Origin of the sequence: Marinibactrum halimedae (assembly GCF_021234875.1) — a bacterium.
In the GTDB taxonomy this organism is placed as follows: domain Bacteria; phylum Pseudomonadota; class Gammaproteobacteria; order Pseudomonadales; family Cellvibrionaceae; genus Marinibactrum; species Marinibactrum halimedae.
This window is the reverse complement of the sequence record NZ_JAJQVM010000021.1, coordinates 71,654-93,450: the sequence shown is the minus strand read 5'-3', so window position 1 is coordinate 93,450 and position 21,797 is coordinate 71,654. Positions and strand designations below refer to the sequence as shown.

Sequence of the window (21,797 nt, the reverse complement as noted above, 5' to 3'; positions counted from 1 at the left end):
CTTCGTCAAACCTGAGTATATCGCGCCGCCTTCAGGCGCGATTGTCCTTTAACTTCTTAAAACCAGGTCTGAAATAGCGACGTTTAGGATCGTAAATTTCGTGTTTTAACAGTAAACATCGTCAATCTTGCTGACATTTGCAGTTATTTACCATTTTTTTTGCTTGACCGTGGACACCTAGTCGAATTTACGGCACACTCTTTTCGATCGTGAAAAGCGTGGATTCAGGCCCATTGCCTTAGTCAAGAAAATGACGAATAAACGTTATAGCAAGCAACTCATAACAAACGACAGAGCGTCACGGTTATCTAGATGTCATTTTAATCAACACCATCCTCTACTCCGAGCACATTGTTTATCGCTCAATTATCCAGAGGAAAATACCATCGCCGCTGATGGCAACATAGCAGCCTGATAAAACTAAGCTCAACTTATCTCACTAGACGGTTTATGTATGGCGAAATTTCTCATACTACATGGCCCCAATTTAAACTTATTGGGCACTCGAGAACCTGAAATCTACGGTGCTGACACCTTAGAAGATATCAACACAGAGTTGTCTTCCCAATGCAACGAGGCAGGCCATGAGGTGTCATTTTTCCAAAGCAACGCTGAGCACGAATTGATTGAGCGTATTCATAGAGCGAGGACCGAGCAGGTTGATATCATCATCATCAACCCTGCCGCCTATACCCATACCAGTGTTGCCCTACGCGACGCCTTGGCCGGTGTCGCCATACCATTCATCGAGGTCCATCTTTCCAATGTGCACGCCCGTGAACCGTTCCGACACCACTCCTATTTCTCTGACACTGCCATTGGCGTCATTTGCGGATTTGGTGTACACAGTTATCGTCTAGCCATATCCGCTGCCATTGAGAAGCTACGTTGAGTATTAATTAAGCATCACAATTCATTAAATCGGTTAATCCCATAAAAACAACAGAAAAAGAGACAGAACAATGGATATTCGAAAAATTAAGAAATTGATCGAGCTCCTAGAAGAATCAGATATCGGGGAAATTGAAATTAAAGAAGGAGAGGAGTCTGTTCGAATCAGTCGAGGCAGCTCTCATAACGCAGCTCCTGTTTACGCTCCTGCTCCAGCCCAAGTCACCACCGTTGCTCCAACCGCACCTGCTGCGGCGGCAACCACCGCCTCTGCCGAACCCGCTCCTAGCGCAGAAGCTGAGGTATCCGGCCATGCGGTTCGCTCTCCTATGGTGGGCACGTTCTACGCCTCACCAAGCCCAGGCGCAGCCAAATTTGCCGAAGTTGGTAAATCAGTAAAAGTAGGCGATGTTATTTGTATCGTCGAAGCCATGAAGATGATGAACCAGATCGAAGCAGATAAAGCAGGCGTTATCGAAGCCATATTGGTTGAAGACGGTGAGCCCGTTGAATTTGATCAACCCCTTGTGACCATTGTTTAGATTCGCGGCTTAATGACCTAAGGCTTGGTCTACCTAGAACTTGAGCTATCTAGGTCTTAGTTGACCTATGAATTAGTTGGCCTAGGAATTAGTTGGCCTAGGAATTAGTCGACCCGAATCAACATTGATAAACGCCCGCCATCTCGTGATGAACGTTTTAAGAATACTTGGCAGGCAAACTGAAAACCGCCTAGGAGCTGGTTTTAATGATAAAAAAACTCTTAATCGCCAATCGGGGTGAAATTGCTCTGCGAGTACTGCGCGCGTGTAAAGAGCTGGGTATCGCAACCGTTGCGGTGCACTCAAAAATTGATCGCGACTTAAAACACGTAAAACTGGCAGACGAATCGGTCTGCATCGGGCCCAACCCGTCGCCACAAAGCTATTTGAACATTCCTGCCATCATCTCAGCCATGGAAGTGACCGGCGCCGACGCTGTTCACCCCGGCTACGGCTTTTTAGCTGAAAATGCCGACTTTGCAGAACAAGTTCAAAAAAGTGGATTCACCTTCATTGGCCCAAGTGCTGACGTTATTCGTTTAATGGGCGACAAAGTTTCTGCTATCGAAGCCATGAAAAACGCCGGTGTACCTACGGTTCCTGGCTCTGACGGGCCCCTACCAGAGGATTCCGACACCTGTTTGACGATCGCTGAGCGAATCGGCTACCCAGTCATCATCAAGGCCGCCGCCGGAGGGGGTGGTCGTGGAATGCGTGTAGTGCATAACAAAGATGCTCTGATCAATTCGATTTCCGTAACGAAAGCGGAAGCCGGTGCAGCCTTTGGTGACGACACCGTTTACATGGAAAAATTTCTTCAAAATCCACGCCACGTCGAAATTCAGGTCATGTCAGATGGACAAGGCGGAGCGGTTCACTTTTATGACCGCGATTGCTCTCTCCAGCGACGCCATCAAAAAGTCCTTGAGGAAGCTCCTGCACCGGGTATTCCCGATGAAATTCGTCAAAATGTCTACAACGCCTGTACCAATGCCTGTATTGAAATTGGTTATCGCGGCGCGGGAACATTCGAATTTTTGTATGAAGACGGTCGATTCTACTTCATCGAAATGAATACGCGTATCCAGGTAGAACACCCAGTTACAGAAATGGTGACGAGCACGGACCTCATCAAAGAACAAATCAATGTTTGTTCAGGCAATAAGTTGTCGGTTTCACAAAGTGATATCACTCTGAAAGGCCATTCGTTTGAATGCCGAATCAATGCGGAAGACCCGAAAACTTTCATGCCAAGCCCTGGTAAAGTCGTGAATTTTCACTCCCCCGGCGGCTTGGGTGTTCGCGTTGACTCTCACCTCTACAGTGGCTACAGCGTCCCTCCTAATTACGACTCGATGATCGCAAAAGTCATCACCCACGGGGAAGACCGTGCCACTGCATTGGCCAAAATGCGCGTCGCACTGGATGAACTATTGATCGACGGCATCAAAACCAACATTCCGTTACAACAAATTCTTGTTCGCGATGAGCCTTTTGGGAAGGGGGGGGTCAACATTCACTACCTTGAGAAAATGCTGAGCGAGGACTAGCTCTATCTCAAGAAGACAATGAATACCTCACCAATAGAGTGGCTATTCTCTCTTCAAAAGGAGTAGCCCTCTTCTAGAACAGCTCTCTTCTAGAAAGGCGCCCACAAGGGCGCCTTTTCTTTTGCACACATAAACACTCAGTACGATTGCCTAGCCGATTGCTTTGATAACCGGCTTTGATCAATCAACTCCACCCCACGCAACTGATAAGGTGGCGACAAACCTGACTGTTTGAGTAATGAGTGGTCAAACATAAGCGCCAACTCTCCACCGGGTGCCTCCATCCATGCTGCGGTGTGCCCAATGGCAATGGGCATTGACTGACCATCGTTATTCACACCCGCCAAGAGCGCCCTCACTTCGTATCGCCCAGGCTCGGACACCGCTACAGAAAAACGAGCTTGTAAACCCCCTTCTTCTGTCAACATCAAGTGGTGATCATTCGTTGCGGCGGTTGTTGGAAAATGGGCAAATGAGAACCGCAGATTGCGGCGTATCTCACCACTAACGGCTTTGATTTCCAAATCCCACAACTTACCGGGCACAACATCATTGGGAACGGTCATGGGAAGATCCACAACATAATGCGCCCTGCTTTGCCGAATAACGTTTACGGTCTTGAGATTGCCCAAAGGCGAAACCAACACCCCCTGAACCTCATCCAAAGGAAGAGAAGATTGAGCTACTCCCTTACTAGAATCTCTCTTATTAGATTTATCCTTTGAAGGCATGAACATCTCAATATTTGCGGTGAGTCGCTCACCAGGTGAAAAAGCTCGCTGATTTACACTCATTGATAGCGTTGGTGATGATGACTTCTCTTTCACATGAACACGGTATTGTGCCTGTAGATTGGAAACAGCCTGCGATCGCAAAGAGACGACACCCGTTCCCGCTGCCTGACTCAGGCGCACCGTATTGGCCCGGGCCAAACCCACTCCCTGTAACTCTTCAGCAGTAGCACTTAAGCTGAAAGCTTCAGACGCTGACAACACTTTCCCATCACTACGTATCACATCAAAGGTCATCGGCTCCAATGCCCGCCCCCCGAGCGGTGAAACTCTAATCAACGCGCCAGGTGACGATGTGGAAATGGCAACACCCTTTTGCAACGAGCGCCCGCTGGCATGGAACCAATACTCTTGGCTAGCGAGCAATACAGCCTGCTCTGCTCGCTTTTCAGATTGGGGGGCGAGCTGAACACTTGATTGATCTACCGCATACACATACTGCAATGGCTCACGGTTCGTGGTTGCTGAAGGTAAAGATGCTTCCGCCAAAGACACTGAGCTTAGTAAGCTACAGGCTCCCGCTAAGATAAAGGCAGCTAACGATAAAATAGTCGATCGAATCATAAGAACACCCCCTTCAAAGGTCATTGCGTAAGAACACATCAAGATTGAAACAGGGCCTACGACTTTGATGATGACTCAAAGGCTCGCGGCGGCGTGTTCGATCAACATCATAAAACCACACCGTTCCTGCACCGGCTTGGGATCTGCACTCAATAAACCCGTCGGAGCAGTTATCCAGCCATTCCTGCGTGACCTCCAATGCCACTTGATAAGCGTACCCACCACAATAACTATCAGAATCAAACGGACTGGATTCCACATCCGTCCCCACGATAGATTTAAACGTCACAGGTAAAGCCGGGCGCCCAGCCGTGCCATAAAAAAGCGTATTGTTGTAATGGGCCATCCAGTCTTCCTGCTGTAACTCAACGGCCGGACTTCGATACCCCAAAATCCACCCCAATACCCTCTCAAACCGATTACCGTCAATAACCGCATCCGCCAACGGTGTTCCCAAGCTTGATGGCGCGATGGCCGTTACGGATCGCGTTGCATTAATAATCACAGGATGCCGACGATCCCAAGTAGGGTTAGACAAAATCCATCGCATCACCGTGCCACCATACGAATGGGTAATCACTACCAGGTCACTAATGGATTCACGCTCAATAAAACTGGAAATCTGCCTAGCCAAACAGCCACCGGCCTCATTACTCCAGGCATACTCATCAAAATTACAATTCACCACCACAAATTTAGAAGTATCTGGTAATCCGCCGGTGACGGAAAACACCATATCTCTGGTCCAATAATCATTCAGTGCATCCGAGGAATCACCGGTGCCATGAACAAAAGCAACACCCGTATTGGCATTAACAAAAGGACTTGAGATACAAATAGAAACCAACAGACCTTTCCACAGCCAGTGAATGACTGTGGCCTTTTGCAAGACAACTTTTTGTAAGGCAAATTTTTGAGAGGTAACAACCTGTATAGCCGCAAGTACCGAGGTCAATGCAGATACAAACGTTTTCAGACAACGTAGAAAAGTCGAAAAGAAATGCAATATCACTGACAGTGTCATTGATAGTCCTCCTATTTTCTGTACACTGTAAAATGAACTAGAAAATAAGACGGGAACAACAGGGAAATTCTCAGTCGACGAAACGTTAATAACACGTCCGGAGAAGAGATAAAGAAACCCACCCGAATTATTGTTATTGGTGAGAGCAACGTACTCAGGGTTATCAACCCCGAAAAGTGCTCTACATCACCCAGGTGGTGCACCACTCACTACGCACATTACTTACGCTAGTTTGAAAATCGATTGCAAGCAAAACTTATTTATGACCGAGCCAACAAAATCGTTATTTATCGCAAAAATTATTTTATTTTTAGACTAAAAAAGCCAAGCGCGACGAAAACTCAAATCACACCAAAAACACCTTAAACAAACACAACAGCTACCCTATTCAAAGCAGTTCCGTTAACCTTCCTATTAAAAGACACTCAACAACACTTATTCTTCACCTTTTAATTACAGCAACGATTGAGAAAGGCATGCCCTGGCTACAACTAATTATCAACACTACTCGTGAAAACGCTCCCACACTAGAAGACCACTTATTAACGGCAGGAGCGGTTTCAGTCACGCTTCAAGATAATGCCGATCAGCCCATTCTAGAACCTGGACTCGGTGAGACCCCATTGTGGGACAATACTCGACTGACCGGCCTGTTTGATGCGCAAACCGATACCAAACAAGCAACGGTGGCCATCACAGACGCTTATGGACGCGACCTGCCTAACCATAAGTGGGAACAACTTGAAGATAAGGATTGGGAACGGGAGTGGATGAGCACTTACAAACCCATTCAATGCGGCGACCAATTATGGATTTGCCCGAGCTGGTGTGAACCACCTGCGCCCAATGCCACCAATTTAATGCTCGACCCAGGTCTTGCATTTGGCACCGGCACCCATCCCACCACATTCCTCTGTTTACAGTGGCTCGACCAGACACATTGCTCAGGAAAAACGGTGATTGATTATGGCTGCGGCTCCGGCATTCTTGGCATTGCAAGCTTGTTATTAGGTGCGGAATCCGCCTGCGGAATTGATATCGATCCTCAAGCCTTAATTGCCACCGCGAAAAACACAGAGACCAACAATCTCAGTGCAGAACGCTTCCCGGTTTACCTACCAGGTAAAGGAAGCCCTGCCCCTTGCGATATTATGCTAGCCAATATTCTTGCCGGGCCACTGGTTGAACTGGCCACAACCATCAGTGCATTAACTAAAGACGGTGGGATGATTTGCCTTTCCGGCATACTGGCTTCGCAAGCAGAGGCCGTCATCAACGCTTACACACCTTGGTTCGACTTTGACCCGGTGGCACAGAAAGAAGAGTGGGTACGGCTTACTGCACAAAAACGGAGATCGTAACCTCTAAAAAAGCCCTGTATCAACGACTGGAAAATTAAGAATTCTTGAGGCGGCGCACATCTCTAGCGGTACAGAATGCGCGACAATTTACGTACATTAATATAATGACTAAAATTTCTGTCATTACAGAGGCTTAGAAAAACAACCTAGAATGTATCTATCTAGAATGCATTGCACTAGAAGGTATCAAATGTGCGCACATACATAAGTAAAAAAAGATGCATTCTACGGTTTAAGCTTATTCAGAGGTAATTTGCGTCAATCATAGCCAGTCACGCTATATTAGTTAGAACTTGCTTTAGCCCATGCAACAAGACAACCTTTCGCTATACACTGATGCGAATGAAGTAAACAATACTCTCTCACTACGGCTGATGCAGTACGGAGAGCTCAGCCAAATATAGATTTAACCATGAACTTTTCCACACAAGGACAACTGTCTCGATGACGGATACGATCACACGTTGCCCACAATGCAGCACCTCTTTTCGAATTACACCCGATCAGTTGAAGAAAGCTCGGGGGGCTGTGCGTTGCGGATCCTGTCTTTATGTCTTCAATGCGATGGAAAACATTGTTCATGGTACTCCTAAGCACATTACCCCAAAACAAAGTTCGCCTAAACAAAGCTCGCCCAAACAAAGCGCCCCTAAACAAAATGCTTTTAAAAGCACCTCCCAGGTAGGAAGCCCTGAACATAAAGTCACGAAGCAAGTTAAACATTCTGAAAGCGTCAAGAAAGAAACAACACAATCAAACGATTCGCTCCCTCAAAATACTTTGGTGGATAGCACAACAAACTTTCAACCCCAAAGTGACCCAATTACTCACACAACTCCAGTCACCGACCACAACGCACCTAAAGATACAAAGCCATCACCGGTGAACGAAGAAGTATTGAGGGAAAGTAACTTAACACCCAACAAGGAACACCTAGCTAAAAAAACCTCATCAACTGATCAAGAGGGAAAGATTCCATCAGATAATGCTGAAACTAATAACGCAGCAACCAATGAGACCTCAAAAACACACTTTGTCAGCGAAGAAGAAAAATCAACCCGCCTAGACACAACCCAGCTCGGCTCCATTTCTGAAAAAGAAGACGTCTTTTTAAAGGACATTGATGATGATTTCCTCATCAGTGATGACATGGACCTCGAAGAAAGTGGGTCTGTGGGTAGCGGAATGGACGAACTGGCTGAGTTTGAATTTACGGCTAAAAGGTGGAATGTCGATTCCGGTTCGCTCTTTGATCGCTCTCCGAAAAAAGATGACCCAATAGAAGAGGATACACATACCGATGAATCATGGGCACTTAGTATGCTATCTGAGTTGGAGAGCGGAGAAACCCATGTCGAACCTATTCGTAAATCGGTAACCCCCTCCTCAGACAACCCAGAAGACGGCCAAGCAATTATTGATGATGATCTACATGCCAAATTGGAGAAAAATCTTCACAGTAATGATGATGAGGATATCAATACCCGCTTTGACCCAAATCGCACCGGCAGCTTTGACGCAATCGACGACGACTTCATGGATAAGTTTGCGGCAAATTTTGACGAAGAGCCGCCAGAACCGATCGAGCGACGTAAAACACCAGACCTTCGCCCACCTCCAGATTCAGAATTTGAAGGGACACAAGCCCGAAACTGGGATATGGAAGATGACGAAGAAAACGAAGTTAATACCGGACTGTCTACTTCACCAGAAGACCGTTATGACATGCTTCAATCCTTCGAACCAGAACCGCTCGAAGTCACCTTTAGGCAAGATGAGCCAGGAGAGTGGGTTAAAAAGCTGGCATTTTGGGCATCCAATGTTGTCTTGGCTCTATTGCTCATCGCACAAGTAGGATGGATTAAGTTTGATACATGGAGTCGAGTTCACCCCTATCGTGATGCTTATACGGTTATGTGCCCTGTTATTGGTTGCACAATACCGCCAGTATACGATTACAGCAAAGTACGAATCACGTTAGTTGTGCGTGAACACCCGACTCTGGAAAACGCATTACAAGCGGATGCGGTTCTGCTCAATACAGCGGGTTTCGAACAGCCTTTCCCACATCTAAGCTTGGCATTCACTGATATCAATGACCAACCTATTGCCCAACGAACCTTTCTCCCCTCCGAGTATTTGGCTGGTGAGATGGCAGGGGCTCGCAATATGCCCAAAAGCCAACCGATTCATATCAGTTTAGAACTTCTTGACCCAGGTGATAAAGCCGTCAATTACAAAGCGTTTATTCCTTCGGAATCCTAATTTTTGCGAAGAAGCACTGAGAGTATGAGACACACCATACTCTCATATGCACTAATATTAAGCATTTCTAAAAAGCAACCTTTTTTACGCTTATTTTTTCGTCAATACGCATAAATTCTGCGTTCCCATTAGGGATCAATATGGGTATGATAGGCGCCCTTTTCGGCACTGACTGAAATGGCGCGTGAATTTCTGCATACTGAAGCAAATGCTTCCTTAATAACTTAGGTAGCTCGATGCCAGACAACGATCCTCCGATCAAGAATATGCACTTCATCACAGCCATTCGCCGTAAACAAAAAGTTATTAGCAAACGATGAGGGGTATCTCTCATTTCTCTGCCAGATAACCCGTAAACATCAGTGTATATTTATTACTCCATTGCGATGTCTGAACCTTCGCCAAAACCCATCGGCAAAGTAATCGTTATCAATGATTGGAGATTGAGTAAAAAGTACTTTACTTATTTCTGCTCTCAGCAATGTGTAGTCGAATTTTTAGACTTGTTCCGTGAAATGCAAAACGATCGCAACCAGTTACTAAAAGTTGGCGAACATCGTATTGGTGACAGCATAGCAATAGCACTGATTAAACGATAAGCGCAGGAGTGACTCAGTGTTTTCGATTGGTTCCTACTCGATCACCAACCCAGTCATTCTTGCACCAATGGCGGGGGTAACAGACCGCCCATTTCGTCAATTATGTCGAGACATGGGCGCAGGGCTTGTTGTATCAGAAATGGTAACTGCAGACACTCGACTTTGGAAAAGTCGAAAGTCACAAACCCGGTTGGATCACACAGGAGAGGAATCTCCGCGAAGCGTTCAGATTGCCGGTGCAGAACCGTCAATGATGGCGCAAGCCGCTGCAGAAAATGTACGGCGAGGTGCGCAGATAATTGACATCAACATGGGCTGTCCCGCTAAAAAAGTGTGCAATAAAGCCGCCGGGTCAGCACTACTCAGAGATGAAAAGCTCGTCACTGAGATTTTAATGGCTGTCGTCAATGCAGTAGATGTCCCTGTAACGTTAAAGATTCGTACAGGTTGGGACCAGGACAATCGCAATGCAGTCAGTATTGCACGTATCGCTGAGCAAAGCGGCATTCAAGCTCTAGCGGTACACGGTCGAACACGGGCCTGCAAATTTAATGGCAGTGCAGAATTCGACACTATCGCCAACGTCGTGAAATCGGTATCCATTCCGGTTTTTGCCAATGGCGATATTTGCTCACCAGAGACCGCAAAAAAAGTGCTGGACTATACCGGCGCTGCAGCGGTCATGATTGGTCGAGCAGCACAAGGACGGCCATGGATATTTCGTGAAATTACCCATTTTCTGCGCACAGGAACCCGACTTCCTGAGCCAGACTTAAACGAAATTGAGGCCATTCTTTGCAACCATTTAAGCGAACTACATCGCTTTTATGGCCATTACATGGGGGTACGAATTGCGCGAAAACACGTTGGGTGGTATTTGAAAACCTTACCAAACGGTGATCGCTTTCGGGCCAAATTTAATGAATTAGAGAACGTAGAAGAACAGCACGGCAAAGTTCGTGAATTTTTCGAACGGCTGAAACATATAGGGGAACAGGTGGCATGAATCACGCAGAAACTATTTTAGCGGATTTACCAATTTCGAATACTGAAGCAAGCGAAACAGAAACCAGCTCGTTTGCTACCATCAATACTGCGTCGGAGTACAGCTCCTTACGCGACTGCGTAAAACAAGCCATTGACAACTATTTCAAGCACTTAGATGGCCAGAAAGTCAGCGATGTATATGAGCTAGTCATGGCAGAAGTTGAAGCACCACTGCTAGAAGTCGTTATGCAATACACTCGGCACAACCAAACTAAAGCCGCTCAAGTATTAGGCCTTAATCGAGGTACTTTGCGTAAGAAGCTAAAGCAATACGGTCAACTCTAATACACTGATTGACCAGTCCAAGATTTCCAAAGAGGGGGGAGTAGAAATACTCACCCCTCTTTTATTTTCGGCCCCAAAAATGGGCCAAACAGTCAAAAATTCAAATGTAGTGCGTCATGACACACTACTGTGAAAAATTACCCATCGTTGAGTAATGGAAGTAACCACCATGAATAATCCTGGCGACTTAACCCCCGTGAAACGTGCACTCATTAGCGTGTCAGACAAAAGCGGCATTGTTGATTTTGCCAAATCGCTTCATCAAATCGGCGTAGAAATTCTCTCTACCGGCGGCACCTATCGCCTCCTTCACGAACACAATATTCCTGTTATCGAAGTCGCAGACTACACGGGCTTTCCAGAAATCATGGATGGTCGCGTAAAAACACTGCACCCTAAAGTACACGGTGGTATTTTGGGGAGACGAGGAAAAGATGAAGGGGTAATGTCTGCTCAAGGAATCAGCGCCATTGATATGGTTGTAGTCAACCTCTACCCCTTTGAAAACACGGTGGCCAACCCGGATTGCTCTCTTGAAGACGCCATTGAAAACATCGACATTGGCGGCCCCACCATGGTTCGTGCTGCGGCTAAAAACCACGCCTTCGTGAATATTGTCGTCAACAGCAGCGACTACCCCCGCATTATCAATGAGTTAACAACCCACAATGGGCACACAACCCAATCAACACGCTTTGACCTCGCCATCAAAGCCTTCGAACACACCGCTGCTTACGATAGCGCCATTGCCAATCACTTTGGCAGCATGGTCGAAGAAGGCAGCGATGCTTTTCCTCGTACATTGAACACACAATATGTGAAGCAGCAAGAACTGCGTTACGGGGAAAACCCTCATCAAGCCAGTGCGTTTTATGTAGAAAAAAATCATTCTGACGCCAGCATCAGCTCTGCCAAACAATTGCAAGGCAAAGCGTTGTCTTACAATAATATTGCTGACACTGACGCCGCTCTGGAAACTGTAAAGTTATTCGATACCCCCAGTTGCGTAATTGTTAAACATGCCAACCCCTGTGGTGTCGCCTCTGCACAAACATTGCTAGAGGCCTACCATCACGCTTTTGAAACAGACCCTGAATCTGCTTTCGGCGGCATCATTGCGTTTAATGAAGAGCTGGATACGGAAACTGCCCGCACAATTGTAGAACGCCAATTTGTAGAAGTAATCATTGCTCCATCGGTTGCTGATGGTGTTGCGGAAATTGTTGGTTCGAAGAAAAACGTTCGACTTCTCACTTGTGGCCCGTTCTCAAAAATAAACTCAAATATAAAAGACATGGACTACAAGCGCGTAAACGGTGGCTTGCTGGTTCAAGATCGCGACCTTGGCATGATCTCTACCGACGAGCTCAAGGTAGTAACAAAACGAGCGCCCTCTGAAGCAGAAATACGAGATTTACTCTTCACTTGGAAAGTGGCAAAAATGGTTAAATCTAATGCCATTGTCTATGCCAAAGGCCACCGTACGATTGGCATTGGCGCAGGGCAAATGAGCCGTGTTAACTCAGCGCGTATTGCCGCAATCAAAGCCGAACATGCCGGCCTAACCGTAGAAGGTGCTTGCATGGCAAGTGATGCCTTCTTCCCTTTCCGTGATGGCATCGACAACGCAGCTAAAGTCGGAATCAGCTGCATCATCCAACCAGGTGGCTCAATTCGTGATGAAGAAGTCATAGCGGCTGCGGATGAAGCCAATATGGCCATGGTATTCACTGGTATGCGTCATTTCCGCCACTAAATCTGAAGACATCAGAATCAAGAATTGAGGAATACTTAATGAAAGTACTGATTATCGGAAGTGGCGGACGTGAGCATGCCCTTGCTTGGAAAGCAGCTCAAAGCCCTACCGTTGAACACATCTTTGTAGCACCAGGTAACGCCGGTACGGCCGCTGAGTCTAAAATTACGAATATCAGCATTGATATTTTAGACTTCTCAGCATTAGCAGAATTTGCCCAAACAGAAAAGGTGGGCTTAACGATTATTGGGCCTGAAGCACCGCTGGTGGAAGGCATTGTTGATTATTTCAATGAGCACAACTTGCCTTGTTTTGGCCCTTCTAAATTGGCCGCACAATTAGAGGGGTCAAAGGCGTTTACCAAAGACTTCTTGGCTCGAAATAACATCCCTACAGCAGAATACCGAACCTTCACCAATGAAGGTGAAGCCCTTGCCTATCTCGATCAAGTCGGGGCACCCATTGTTGTCAAAGCCGATGGCCTAGCAGCCGGTAAAGGTGTCATCGTTGCAGAAACCCTTGAGCAAGCACAGTCCGCAGTATCGGATATGCTCTCAGGCAATGCCTTCGGTCAAGCTGGTTGCCGAGTGGTTATTGAGGAATTTTTACAAGGGGAAGAAGCCAGCTTTATCGTCATGGCCGATGGTAAAACCGCACTTCCTATGGCCACAAGCCAGGATCACAAACGGGCTTACGATGGTGATAAAGGCCCGAATACTGGAGGTATGGGCGCCTACTCACCAGCACCCGTGGTCACTCCTGAGATACATCAGCGTATTATGGACGAAGTGATCAACCCCACCATGGCTGCCATGGCCAGCGAAGGAAACCCCTATACAGGTTTCCTCTATGCTGGATTAATGATCACTTCTGACGGTGAACCTAAGGTCATTGAATACAATTGCCGCTTTGGTGACCCTGAAACTCAACCTATCATGATGCGGCTACAAAGCGATTTAGTGGCATTGTGCTTATCAGCGTTAAACGGTGATCTCCACCAAGAAACCACAGAGTGGAGTCCTAATCCTGCCGTCGGTGTAGTGTTAGCTGCGGAAGGTTATCCTGGTACTTATGCGAAAGGAAAAGTCATTACCGGCTTTGACAATGGCGATGGTAGCTCTCAAAAAATATTCCATGCAGGAACCTCTATCTCCGAAGGAAATATTGTGACCAATGGCGGCAGAGTGCTTTGCGCTACCGCCACTGGGAGTACCGTCAAAGAAGCACAAGAACAAGCTTATACCTTGGCCAAAACCATCTCGTGGGAAGGTGTCAGTTACCGAAACGACATTGCTTACCGAGCCATTGAGCGAGATACAACTAATTAATATTGCACTGCCTTTAGCCCGTTAATTCGGGCTAACCTCTTTTTTACATGCCCCTTTACATGCCCTCGCCCGACCAAGCTTCTTCTGATTTAACACGGTCCCCTCATTCAACACGTCCTCTCCATTTAAAAAGTGCCGCCATTTCCCTTACAATTTATTATCAGAAACAGGTAGCGAGCCAATAAACGGTATCCGCAGTAAGTAATGAATTAAACTTGAACATAAGGCGCACTCAGTCATGAAATCACGTCATCTATCGGCAATCGATCACCTCATCACTCATGCCGACCGCGCACTCAGAACACTCACCCCCGGCACTCGCCCTGCTTATCATACCTCGCCTGCCGAAGGCATCGATGTAGAACAAGCATTAACTGACGAGGAAAGACGCAAAGCCTGCGGTTTAATGCGCGTAAATCATACAGGTGAAGTCTGTGCTCAAGCCCTATATCAAGGACAAGCTCTAACCGCAAAGCTGCCTGACGTGCGTAGCGAAATGGAAAAAGCCGCTGATGAAGAAATTGACCACCTAGCATGGTGTGAAGAACGGATTGATCAGCTCGGCGGTAGAGTCAGTATATTGAACCCCATCTGGTATACGCTTTCATATGGCATTGGCGCCAGTGCAGGATTAATTTCAGACAAAATGAGCCTCGGGTTTGTTGCTGCAACAGAGGACCAAGTATGTAAACACCTGGAATCTCATTTAAACCAACTGCCTGCGCAAGACGCAAAGAGCAGGGCCATAGTGACGCAAATGCTAGAAGATGAAGCCAGCCATGCCAGTCATGCGCTACAAGCAGGCGGTTACACCTTCCCAAGACCCATCAAAAAAATGATGTCCGCCGTGGCCAAAGTCATGACCACCACGAGCGAAAAGGTATAGCGATTTAGAACAACCCAACCCCTATAGCGAGCTTTTCGCTTCATGGAATTTTTCTAAAATTAAAGTCAGTATTCGTTATTCTTCTATAATCTCGTAATCATGGGAAATAGACGCACCTGCTTTACCCAACATAAGTGAAGCAGAGCAATATTTCGTTGCAGATAACTCTACTGCTCTTTTAACTTGTGCGTCTTTCAGAGACTTACCTGTGACAACAAAGTGCAAATGAATTTTTGTAAACACCGCAGGAACTTCATCCGCCCGCTCCGCCGTTAATTCACACCGACAATCTGAGACGCCTTGTCGCGCTTTATTTAGGATGCTCATGACATCAAAAGAAGCGCATCCACCAACACCCAAAAGCAACATCTCCATAGGCCTCACACCCATATTTCTGCCACCATGGTCTGCTGGCCCATCCATCACCACGCTATGTCCGCTCCCAGACTCTCCAAGAAACATCACCCCATCTACCCATTTTACCGTTGCCTTCATATTTTGCCTCTCATAATGGTTAAGTGTATTTTATTCCTAAATTATCAATCTACGTCAGTTTGTGGCATGAAAGGTCATTTAACCCCCATCATTTATACATCAGCAAGACGCAAATCTTAGTTTCATTTATTCGGTTATTTTGAAACAATATTAATTACATTATCCAATACCCGAAATAAACACACTCAAAGATGAATTTTTTCGTCAAAAAAATGACGATAACGCTTGAATTTTATTTGAAAGATTGAACAATGTCGCAAAGACAAAAAAATTTGGTTTTGTAAAAAAAACATAACCAATGACTATAACTAAGTCACATTTTAACCAGACCTCACTGATCTATACTGGGCTCATGGATTGAGGATAGTGGCGATAAATTTTTGAACGGGCGGGGTTACATATAATAAATACGCCGCTAGACTGATCAATAATGTGCGGTCATAATTTTATAATTACTCCGCAAAGGGTTTGCTTGCAGAAGCCGAGTATGTCGGCCAAGGGGATAAATTTGGTTGCTGTATCATTAACACCACACATTTCGAATCTCGAACAATTCTTGTCACACTGCCATCGTCGTAGGTATCCAGCAAAGAGTACGCTGATCTACGCCGGCGATAAGAGTGATTCACTTTACTACATTATTCGAGGTTCTGTTACCGTCGTTATTGAAGACGATGAAGGGCGAGAAATGATCGTCGCCTACTTAAATGACGGCGATTTCTTCGGAGAAATGGGCCTATTTGGTGAGCATGACCCACGCAGTGCATGGGTTCGAGCCAAAAGCGAGTGTGAAGTTGCCGAAATCAGTTACGGTAAATTCCAAGAGTTAGTAGAGACTCACCCAGAGTTCCTATTTGCACTGGGCACACAAATGGCTCGCCGCTTACGCAATACTACACGTAAAGTGGGCGATCTCGCCTTCCTTGACGTAACCGGTCGTGTTGCTCGCACATTGCTTGAGTTATGCAATGAACCAGACGCCATGACCCACCCTGACGGGATGCAGATTAAAATCACCCGGCAAGAAATCGGCAGAATTGTTGGTTGCTCAAGGGAGATGGTTGGTCGAGTGCTGAAAACACTGGAAGACCAAGGGCTCGTCAGCGTAAAAGGAAAAACGATGGTTGTCTTTGGCACTCGCTAAAGACAAAGTCTCGCCAACACCTCCCTCTCCCTTCCACCACGAAACTTGAATTGTTTTGTGGTGGAATCAAAAAGTGTTCAAGCAGTATTTGGGCACTTTTTTATGCTATGTTTTAACTTCCCACACATTTCTGCTGAATCCTATCGGTTTTGTTGGTCAACCAACGGCTATAAACCAAGCTAGTTAACTTATTGTACTCCCTCACTACTTGTATAGATTTTATGGGTTTGCAACACCAAAAACTGTATTCATAGATTGTACACAACACACCTTTAACCTTCCTTTAGATCTAAGCTTCACGTCAAAGAGAGATGATCTCTGCCGTTTCTACAAAATAGAGTAGAATGAGAGAAAACTTGCGATGGTTGTGAACATCCATTTAAGCAGTATTGCGAATAACACAACGGTTAAGTGTTTGATATTTATCCAAGCATACTAGGGCCTAATATGAATAAAAGACCACTCTACATTCCTTACGCCGGACCCGCCCTGTTAGAAACTCCCCTATTGAATAAAGGCAGTGCATTCAGTGAGTCAGAACGACAAAACTTTAATTTGGTCGGCTTATTACCACATATTAAAGAAACCATCGAAGAGCAAAAAGAACGCGCCTATGAACAACTTAGCTCATTCAAGACAGACATCGACAAGCACATCTACCTGAGAAATATTCAAGACACGAACGAAACTCTATTTTATCGTTTGATCGTTGATCATATTGAAGAAGTCATGCCATTAATTTACACCCCAACGGTGGGGGAGGCTTGTCAGCAATTTTCACATATTTATCGCCGGTCCCGTGGGTTATTTATTTCTTATCCCGATTTAGAAAACCTCGATGACATGCTGCAAAACGCCACAAAGCGTAATGTCAAAGTCATTGTTGTCACAGATGGGGAGCGTATATTGGGCTTAGGTGACCAAGGTATTGGCGGAATGGGTATTCCCATTGGAAAGTTGTCGCTCTATGTTGCCTGTGGAGGAATCAGCCCTGCCTATACACTTCCTGTCGTTCTCGACGCAGGATGCAACAACCAAAATTTAATTAACGACCCTATGTATATGGGGTGGCGCCACCCAAGAATTACCGGCGATGAATACGAAGAGTTTGTTGACGAGTTTATTGCAGCCGTAAAACGACGTTGGCCTGAAGTGTTGCTTCAATTTGAAGACTTTGCCCAAACTAACGCCATGCCTATTCTAAATCGCTACAAAGACAACCTATGTTGCTTTAATGACGATATTCAAGGTACAGCAGCGGTTACCGTGGGAACGCTGCTCGCCGCATGCAAAGCAAAAAACGAAAGGCTGTGTGATCAGCGAGTTGTGTTTGTTGGAGCCGGTTCAGCAGGGTGCGGTATTGCAGAACAAATCATTGCCCAAATGAAATCTGAAGGTTTATCCGAGCCACAAGCACGTCAACAAGTTTTTATGGTTGATCGCTGGGGGTTATTATTAGACAGCATGTCTAATTTACGAGATTTCCAAAAACCTCTGGCACAAAATTCCAATACCATTGTAGATTGGGAGTGTACCGAACGGGACAGTATTGCGTTACTTGAAGTCATTACCAACGCAAAACCAACTGTGTTAATTGGTGTTTCCGGTCAACCCGGATTATTCAATGAGCAAGTCATCACCTCTCTTCATGAAGGCTGCTCCAGACCCATCGTACTCCCCCTATCTAACCCTACCTCTCAGGTTGAAGCGGAGCCTAAAGATATTCTTCGGTGGACGAAAGGTGAAGCCATTGTAGCAACAGGCAGCCCATTTGCACCTGTGGCACAAGAAGGGAAAATATTCGACATTGCACAATGTAATAACAGCTATATTTTTCCAGGCCTAGGATTAGGCATTGTCGCCAGTAAAGCGACGCGCGTTACCGATAACATGCTCATGGCAACCAGTCGCGCCTTGGCTGAAGCTTCCCCACTGGCAAGAGATGGCGAGGGTCCGTTGTTACCGAGCTTGGAGCATGCACGCGAGTTAAGCAAGGTCATTGCGAAAGCAGTGTACGAACAAGCCATGGCAGATGGTGTGGCAAATGAGGTAACCGAGGAACATATGTTAGAGCGAATAGAGCGAAATTTTTGGAAACCTGAATATCGGCGTTACCGAAGAGTTTCTTTTTAAATACACGTTTTTATCTCGTTCGTACAAAAGCCGTCTTTTAGACGGCTTTTTATTTTTTAGGTAGCCACCCCGCATACCATATTTTTATGCTAATTCTACGGCATTTTCTCTCGCAAAAATAAACGCATCCTCACGATGTGACTTGGCCGGATAGTAATTTTCCCGCACACCAATTTGATGGAAACCTAATTTTTCATAAAGGCTTTGTGCAACCAAATTAGAAGCTCGCACCTCTAGAAAAACCCTTTCAACTGAAGGTTCAAGAAATGGAGGAAGCATAAGAGAGGCTAAGAAATCACTGGCAATACCTTGCCCTTGGTACTCAGGGTGAACACTAATAGTTAATAATTCCGCTTCCGAAGCAATCACACTGAATACAGCGTAACCCACCACAATATTATCGCGCAAAGCCACCCAACTTTTTCGAACACCGGATAAGCTGCGCTCGAATTCTTTTCTTGACCATGGGCTCAGCTGAGTTTGTGATTCTATCTCGGTAACGGACGGCAGATGCTGCGCCGTCATAGAAAGGATTTTAATAGGAAGACCAGACATTCTTTTTTACTTCTGAAACACATCAAGATTTTCGTAACGGCGTTAACGCTTGCCACACAATACTTTTCATTTTGGGAGACTGAAGTAACTCCACTAAGCTCGGCATAACCAGTGCAGTCACATCAAAGTCCGAAATCGCGATGGATTGGCCAAGCAAAGACTCAAAATCATTCGTCTCTTCAACTGTAACTCGTACCGCATCACGCCCCATGAGAAAAATGAACTTTCCAGGTTGCAGTAAAAACTGTTCATCTAAAAATGCCTGCATCATTTCTCTCGCAGCACTTTCACTTTGATCGTGTTTTGTGCCTTTGATCAATGGCCATTTTATGACTTCACTGCGCGGTAATTCAGGTGGATACCCCATGGCGCGTAAAATGTTTCGCAATAATGTTTCTGTAGGGAGGGCTAATTCACTATGACGACTATCAATAACCAACACATCGTCATTCACTCGCCATACACTCAATGAAAATCGTAAATTTCCCGCTGCGCTGTCAGAAACGGGAGGTGATTTGAGTGATTGCGCCTTCGATGCCCTACCCTGCATCTTATCCTGAGCACTTGGAGTAAATTCCGACAGGATATCAGTGACAACCTCGTCAGCGGCTTTAGGAACACCCGCCCTGTTATCGCTGCGAGGAGCGCCATCGTTCAAAACCACCGCTTGGTTTGTCACTGGATGAACAGAAATCTCAGCTTTTGAGGTACTCGGCTTTGTGGTAGATAAAGCGGTATTGGCAGGACTGCCCGTTTTTAAGGATTCCGTTTCAGCCCGAGCAGAGGTTACAGGCGAAGCACTCTGGTCAGAGCGATTAAGCTGATGTAACCACTCAGGGCGCCATTCGGCCTGAATAGGCGCCGGTGCGCCTGGCAAGCGGCGGCGAGGCAAGTACTGATCCACCCCCATCGCCTCAAGATACGTTAAACGTTGCGCTTCATTCACGGCCACAAGAATTCCCTACACTATTACCGATACCGATTACCAACTGACTCTGATTACCAACAAACACTTGACTGCAACTGGGCATTTAAACCCCTGCAAACTGCGGGTGTGCTCGCTGAGCGCCGGATTCTATCAAATTCAACGCCTGAATGTAGGCCTTGGCCGATGCCGCTACGATATCCGTATCCGCACCAACACCATTAACAACCTTACCCCCTCGCTCCAGGCGAACCGTCACCTCCCCTTGTGAATCCGTACCCTGAGTAATGGCATTAACCGAATACAGCAATAAATCTGTATTGCTTTCAACGATTTTTTCAATGGCTTTGAACGTGGCGTCCACAGGGCCTCCCCCCTCTGCCTCCGCTGTCTGCGCTTGTCCGGATACCGTCAATGTCACACTGGCATGGGGCTTTTTCCCCGTTAAACAATGCACATCAATGGCTGTGAACGAATACAGACTGTCAAAAGGGGAGCTCGTCGAAGTAGTCACAATGGTTTGCAAATCTTCATCGAAAATTTCGTGTTTTTTATCGGCCAATTCTTTAAAACGTGTAAACGCTTCGTTTAAAGCTTCGGGAGTATCAAAGTGAATTCCCAATTCTTCGAAGCGAGCCTTCACCGCTGCACGCCCGGAATGTTTTCCTAAAACCAATTTATTGGTATTCCACCCAACGTCTTCCGCACGCATGATTTCATAGGTTTCCCGATGTTTTAACACACCATCTTGGTGAATACCCGATTCGTGAGCAAACGCATTGGCCCCCACAATGGCTTTGTTAGGCTGAACAGGAAATCCTGTGGTGGATGAAACAATACGAGAGGTAGCAACGATATGCCGGGTATCAATATTTGTAGAAACCGGGTACAAATCATGTCGGGTTTTCACTGCCATCACCAACTCTTCCAGCGAAGCATTACCGGCACGCTCTCCCAAACCATTAATCGTACACTCCACCTGTCGAACACCATTCATCACCGCCGCTAAAGAATTCGCTACCGCCAACCCCAAGTCGTTGTGACAATGGGTTGAAAAGATGGCTTTATCACTGTTCGGAACTGCCGTGATTATACGTTTAAACATCGCCCCATATTCACCCGGCTCCCCATAACCCACCGTGTCAGGAATATTAATCGTTGTGGCACCAGCATTAATCACCGCCTCAATAATCCGACAGGCAAAATCATGTTCTGAGCGGCTCCCATCCTCTAAAGAAAACTCCACATCGTCTGTAAAGTTACGGGCCAAGGTCACGGCTTTGACTGCTTGTTCCAGCACTTGCTCTGGCTGCATCTGCAATTTGTATTGCATGTGAATTGGGGAGGTAGCGATAAAAGTATGAATACGGCTGCGCTCAGCCGGTTTAATAGCTTCAGCAGCACGTTCAATATCCGCCGTGACTGCCCGGGCGAGGCTGCAAATGGTCGACGCTTTAATTTCTGAGGCCACGGCATGCACCGCCTCAAAATCACCTTGGCTGGCAATCGCAAAACCCGCCTCGATAACATCAACGCGCATTTTTTCCAGTTGCTTGGCAATGCGTATCTTCTCTTCCTTGGTCATGGACGCCCCCGGGCTTTGCTCACCATCGCGCAAAGTAGTATCGAAGATCACTAAATGTTCATTGCTCATAA

General features: G+C 46.3%; 18 protein-coding genes. 12 read left to right on the top strand and 6 right to left on the bottom strand.

The window, feature by feature from the left end; genetic code table 11:
* Window positions 1-454 precede the first annotated feature (454 nt).
* The 3 genes from aroQ (at window position 455) to accC (ending at window position 2,983) form a co-directional block, all read left to right on the top strand.
* A complete protein-coding gene (gene aroQ / locus LU351_RS13095) occupies window positions 455-892 on the top strand; it encodes a type II 3-dehydroquinate dehydratase (protein ID WP_232594534.1) in 438 nt (145 codons plus the stop codon).
* Window positions 893-962: 70 nt separating this feature from the next.
* A complete protein-coding gene (gene accB, locus LU351_RS13090) occupies window positions 963-1,433 on the top strand; it encodes an acetyl-CoA carboxylase biotin carboxyl carrier protein (protein ID WP_232594533.1) in 471 nt (156 codons plus the stop codon).
* Between the two features lie 206 nt (window positions 1,434-1,639).
* Complete coding sequence (accC, locus tag LU351_RS13085) at window positions 1,640-2,983, top strand: acetyl-CoA carboxylase biotin carboxylase subunit (RefSeq protein WP_232594532.1); 1,344 nt, start codon at window positions 1,640-1,642, stop codon at window positions 2,981-2,983.
* Between the two features lie 137 nt (window positions 2,984-3,120).
* Here the strand turns inward: accC and LU351_RS13080 are convergent, their stop codons facing one another.
* Window positions 3,121-4,338, bottom strand: a complete 1,218-nt coding sequence (locus LU351_RS13080; protein ID WP_232594531.1) for a DUF4785 domain-containing protein — start codon at window positions 4,336-4,338, stop codon at window positions 3,121-3,123.
* A gap of 13 nt (window positions 4,339-4,351) precedes the next feature.
* On the bottom strand, window positions 4,352-5,362 hold the full coding sequence (locus LU351_RS13075) for an alpha/beta hydrolase (RefSeq protein ID WP_232594530.1): 1,011 nt from the start codon (window positions 5,360-5,362) through the stop codon (window positions 4,352-4,354).
* A 476-nt stretch (window positions 5,363-5,838) separates the two neighbouring features.
* On the opposite strand from LU351_RS13075, the gene prmA reads away from it, so the two are divergent.
* From prmA to coq7, 7 genes are all read left to right on the top strand, one after another.
* Window positions 5,839-6,723 carry a 50S ribosomal protein L11 methyltransferase gene (gene prmA, locus LU351_RS13070; RefSeq protein WP_232594529.1) on the top strand — a complete coding sequence of 295 codons (885 nt, stop codon included), beginning with the start codon at window positions 5,839-5,841 and terminating at the stop codon, window positions 6,721-6,723.
* Window positions 6,724-7,167: 444 nt separating this feature from the next.
* Window positions 7,168-8,988, top strand: a complete 1,821-nt coding sequence (locus LU351_RS13065; RefSeq protein ID WP_232594528.1) for a DUF3426 domain-containing protein — start codon at window positions 7,168-7,170, stop codon at window positions 8,986-8,988.
* A gap of 615 nt (window positions 8,989-9,603) precedes the next feature.
* The gene (gene dusB / locus LU351_RS13060) at window positions 9,604-10,593 is read left to right on the top strand and encodes a tRNA dihydrouridine synthase DusB (protein ID WP_232594527.1); all 990 of its coding nucleotides are present in this window, start codon (window positions 9,604-9,606) and stop codon (window positions 10,591-10,593) included.
* Window positions 10,590-10,919: a DNA-binding transcriptional regulator Fis gene (fis, locus tag LU351_RS13055; RefSeq protein WP_232594526.1), complete on the top strand. Its 330-nt coding sequence runs from the start codon at window positions 10,590-10,592 to the stop codon at window positions 10,917-10,919. Before dusB ends, fis begins: the two co-directional genes overlap by 4 nt.
* A gap of 169 nt (window positions 10,920-11,088) precedes the next feature.
* Window positions 11,089-12,675 carry a bifunctional phosphoribosylaminoimidazolecarboxamide formyltransferase/IMP cyclohydrolase gene (gene purH / locus LU351_RS13050; RefSeq protein ID WP_232594525.1) on the top strand — a complete coding sequence of 529 codons (1,587 nt, stop codon included), beginning with the start codon at window positions 11,089-11,091 and terminating at the stop codon, window positions 12,673-12,675.
* 38 nt (window positions 12,676-12,713) lie between these two features.
* Window positions 12,714-14,003, top strand: coding sequence for a phosphoribosylamine--glycine ligase (gene purD, locus LU351_RS13045; protein WP_232594524.1), 1,290 nt, complete (start codon window positions 12,714-12,716; stop codon window positions 14,001-14,003).
* Between the two features lie 238 nt (window positions 14,004-14,241).
* Window positions 14,242-14,889, top strand: coding sequence for a 2-polyprenyl-3-methyl-6-methoxy-1,4-benzoquinone monooxygenase (gene coq7, locus LU351_RS13040; protein WP_232594523.1), 648 nt, complete (start codon window positions 14,242-14,244; stop codon window positions 14,887-14,889).
* A 75-nt stretch (window positions 14,890-14,964) separates the two neighbouring features.
* Here the strand turns inward: coq7 and LU351_RS13035 are convergent, their stop codons facing one another.
* Window positions 14,965-15,384, bottom strand: a complete 420-nt coding sequence (locus tag LU351_RS13035; protein ID WP_232594522.1) for an OsmC family protein — start codon at window positions 15,382-15,384, stop codon at window positions 14,965-14,967.
* A 508-nt stretch (window positions 15,385-15,892) separates the two neighbouring features.
* On the opposite strand from LU351_RS13035, the gene crp reads away from it, so the two are divergent.
* Both crp and LU351_RS13025 read left to right on the top strand, forming a co-directional pair.
* Window positions 15,893-16,528 carry a cAMP-activated global transcriptional regulator CRP gene (gene crp, locus LU351_RS13030; protein WP_232594521.1) on the top strand — a complete coding sequence of 212 codons (636 nt, stop codon included), beginning with the start codon at window positions 15,893-15,895 and terminating at the stop codon, window positions 16,526-16,528.
* Between the two features lie 447 nt (window positions 16,529-16,975).
* Complete coding sequence (locus LU351_RS13025; protein WP_232594520.1) at window positions 16,976-18,661, top strand: NAD-dependent malic enzyme; 1,686 nt, start codon at window positions 16,976-16,978, stop codon at window positions 18,659-18,661.
* An 84-nt stretch (window positions 18,662-18,745) separates the two neighbouring features.
* On the opposite strand, the gene rimI is transcribed toward LU351_RS13025, so the two are convergent.
* The 3 genes from rimI to LU351_RS13010 form a co-directional block, all read right to left on the bottom strand.
* The gene (gene rimI, locus LU351_RS13020; protein ID WP_232594519.1) at window positions 18,746-19,216 is read right to left on the bottom strand and encodes a ribosomal protein S18-alanine N-acetyltransferase; all 471 of its coding nucleotides are present in this window, start codon (window positions 19,214-19,216) and stop codon (window positions 18,746-18,748) included.
* 22 nt (window positions 19,217-19,238) lie between these two features.
* Complete coding sequence (locus tag LU351_RS13015; protein ID WP_232594518.1) at window positions 19,239-20,168, bottom strand: hypothetical protein; 930 nt, start codon at window positions 20,166-20,168, stop codon at window positions 19,239-19,241.
* Window positions 20,169-20,247: 79 nt separating this feature from the next.
* Window positions 20,248-21,795 carry a 2-isopropylmalate synthase gene (locus LU351_RS13010; RefSeq protein WP_232594517.1) on the bottom strand — a complete coding sequence of 516 codons (1,548 nt, stop codon included), beginning with the start codon at window positions 21,793-21,795 and terminating at the stop codon, window positions 20,248-20,250.
* Window positions 21,796-21,797 lie beyond the last annotated feature (2 nt).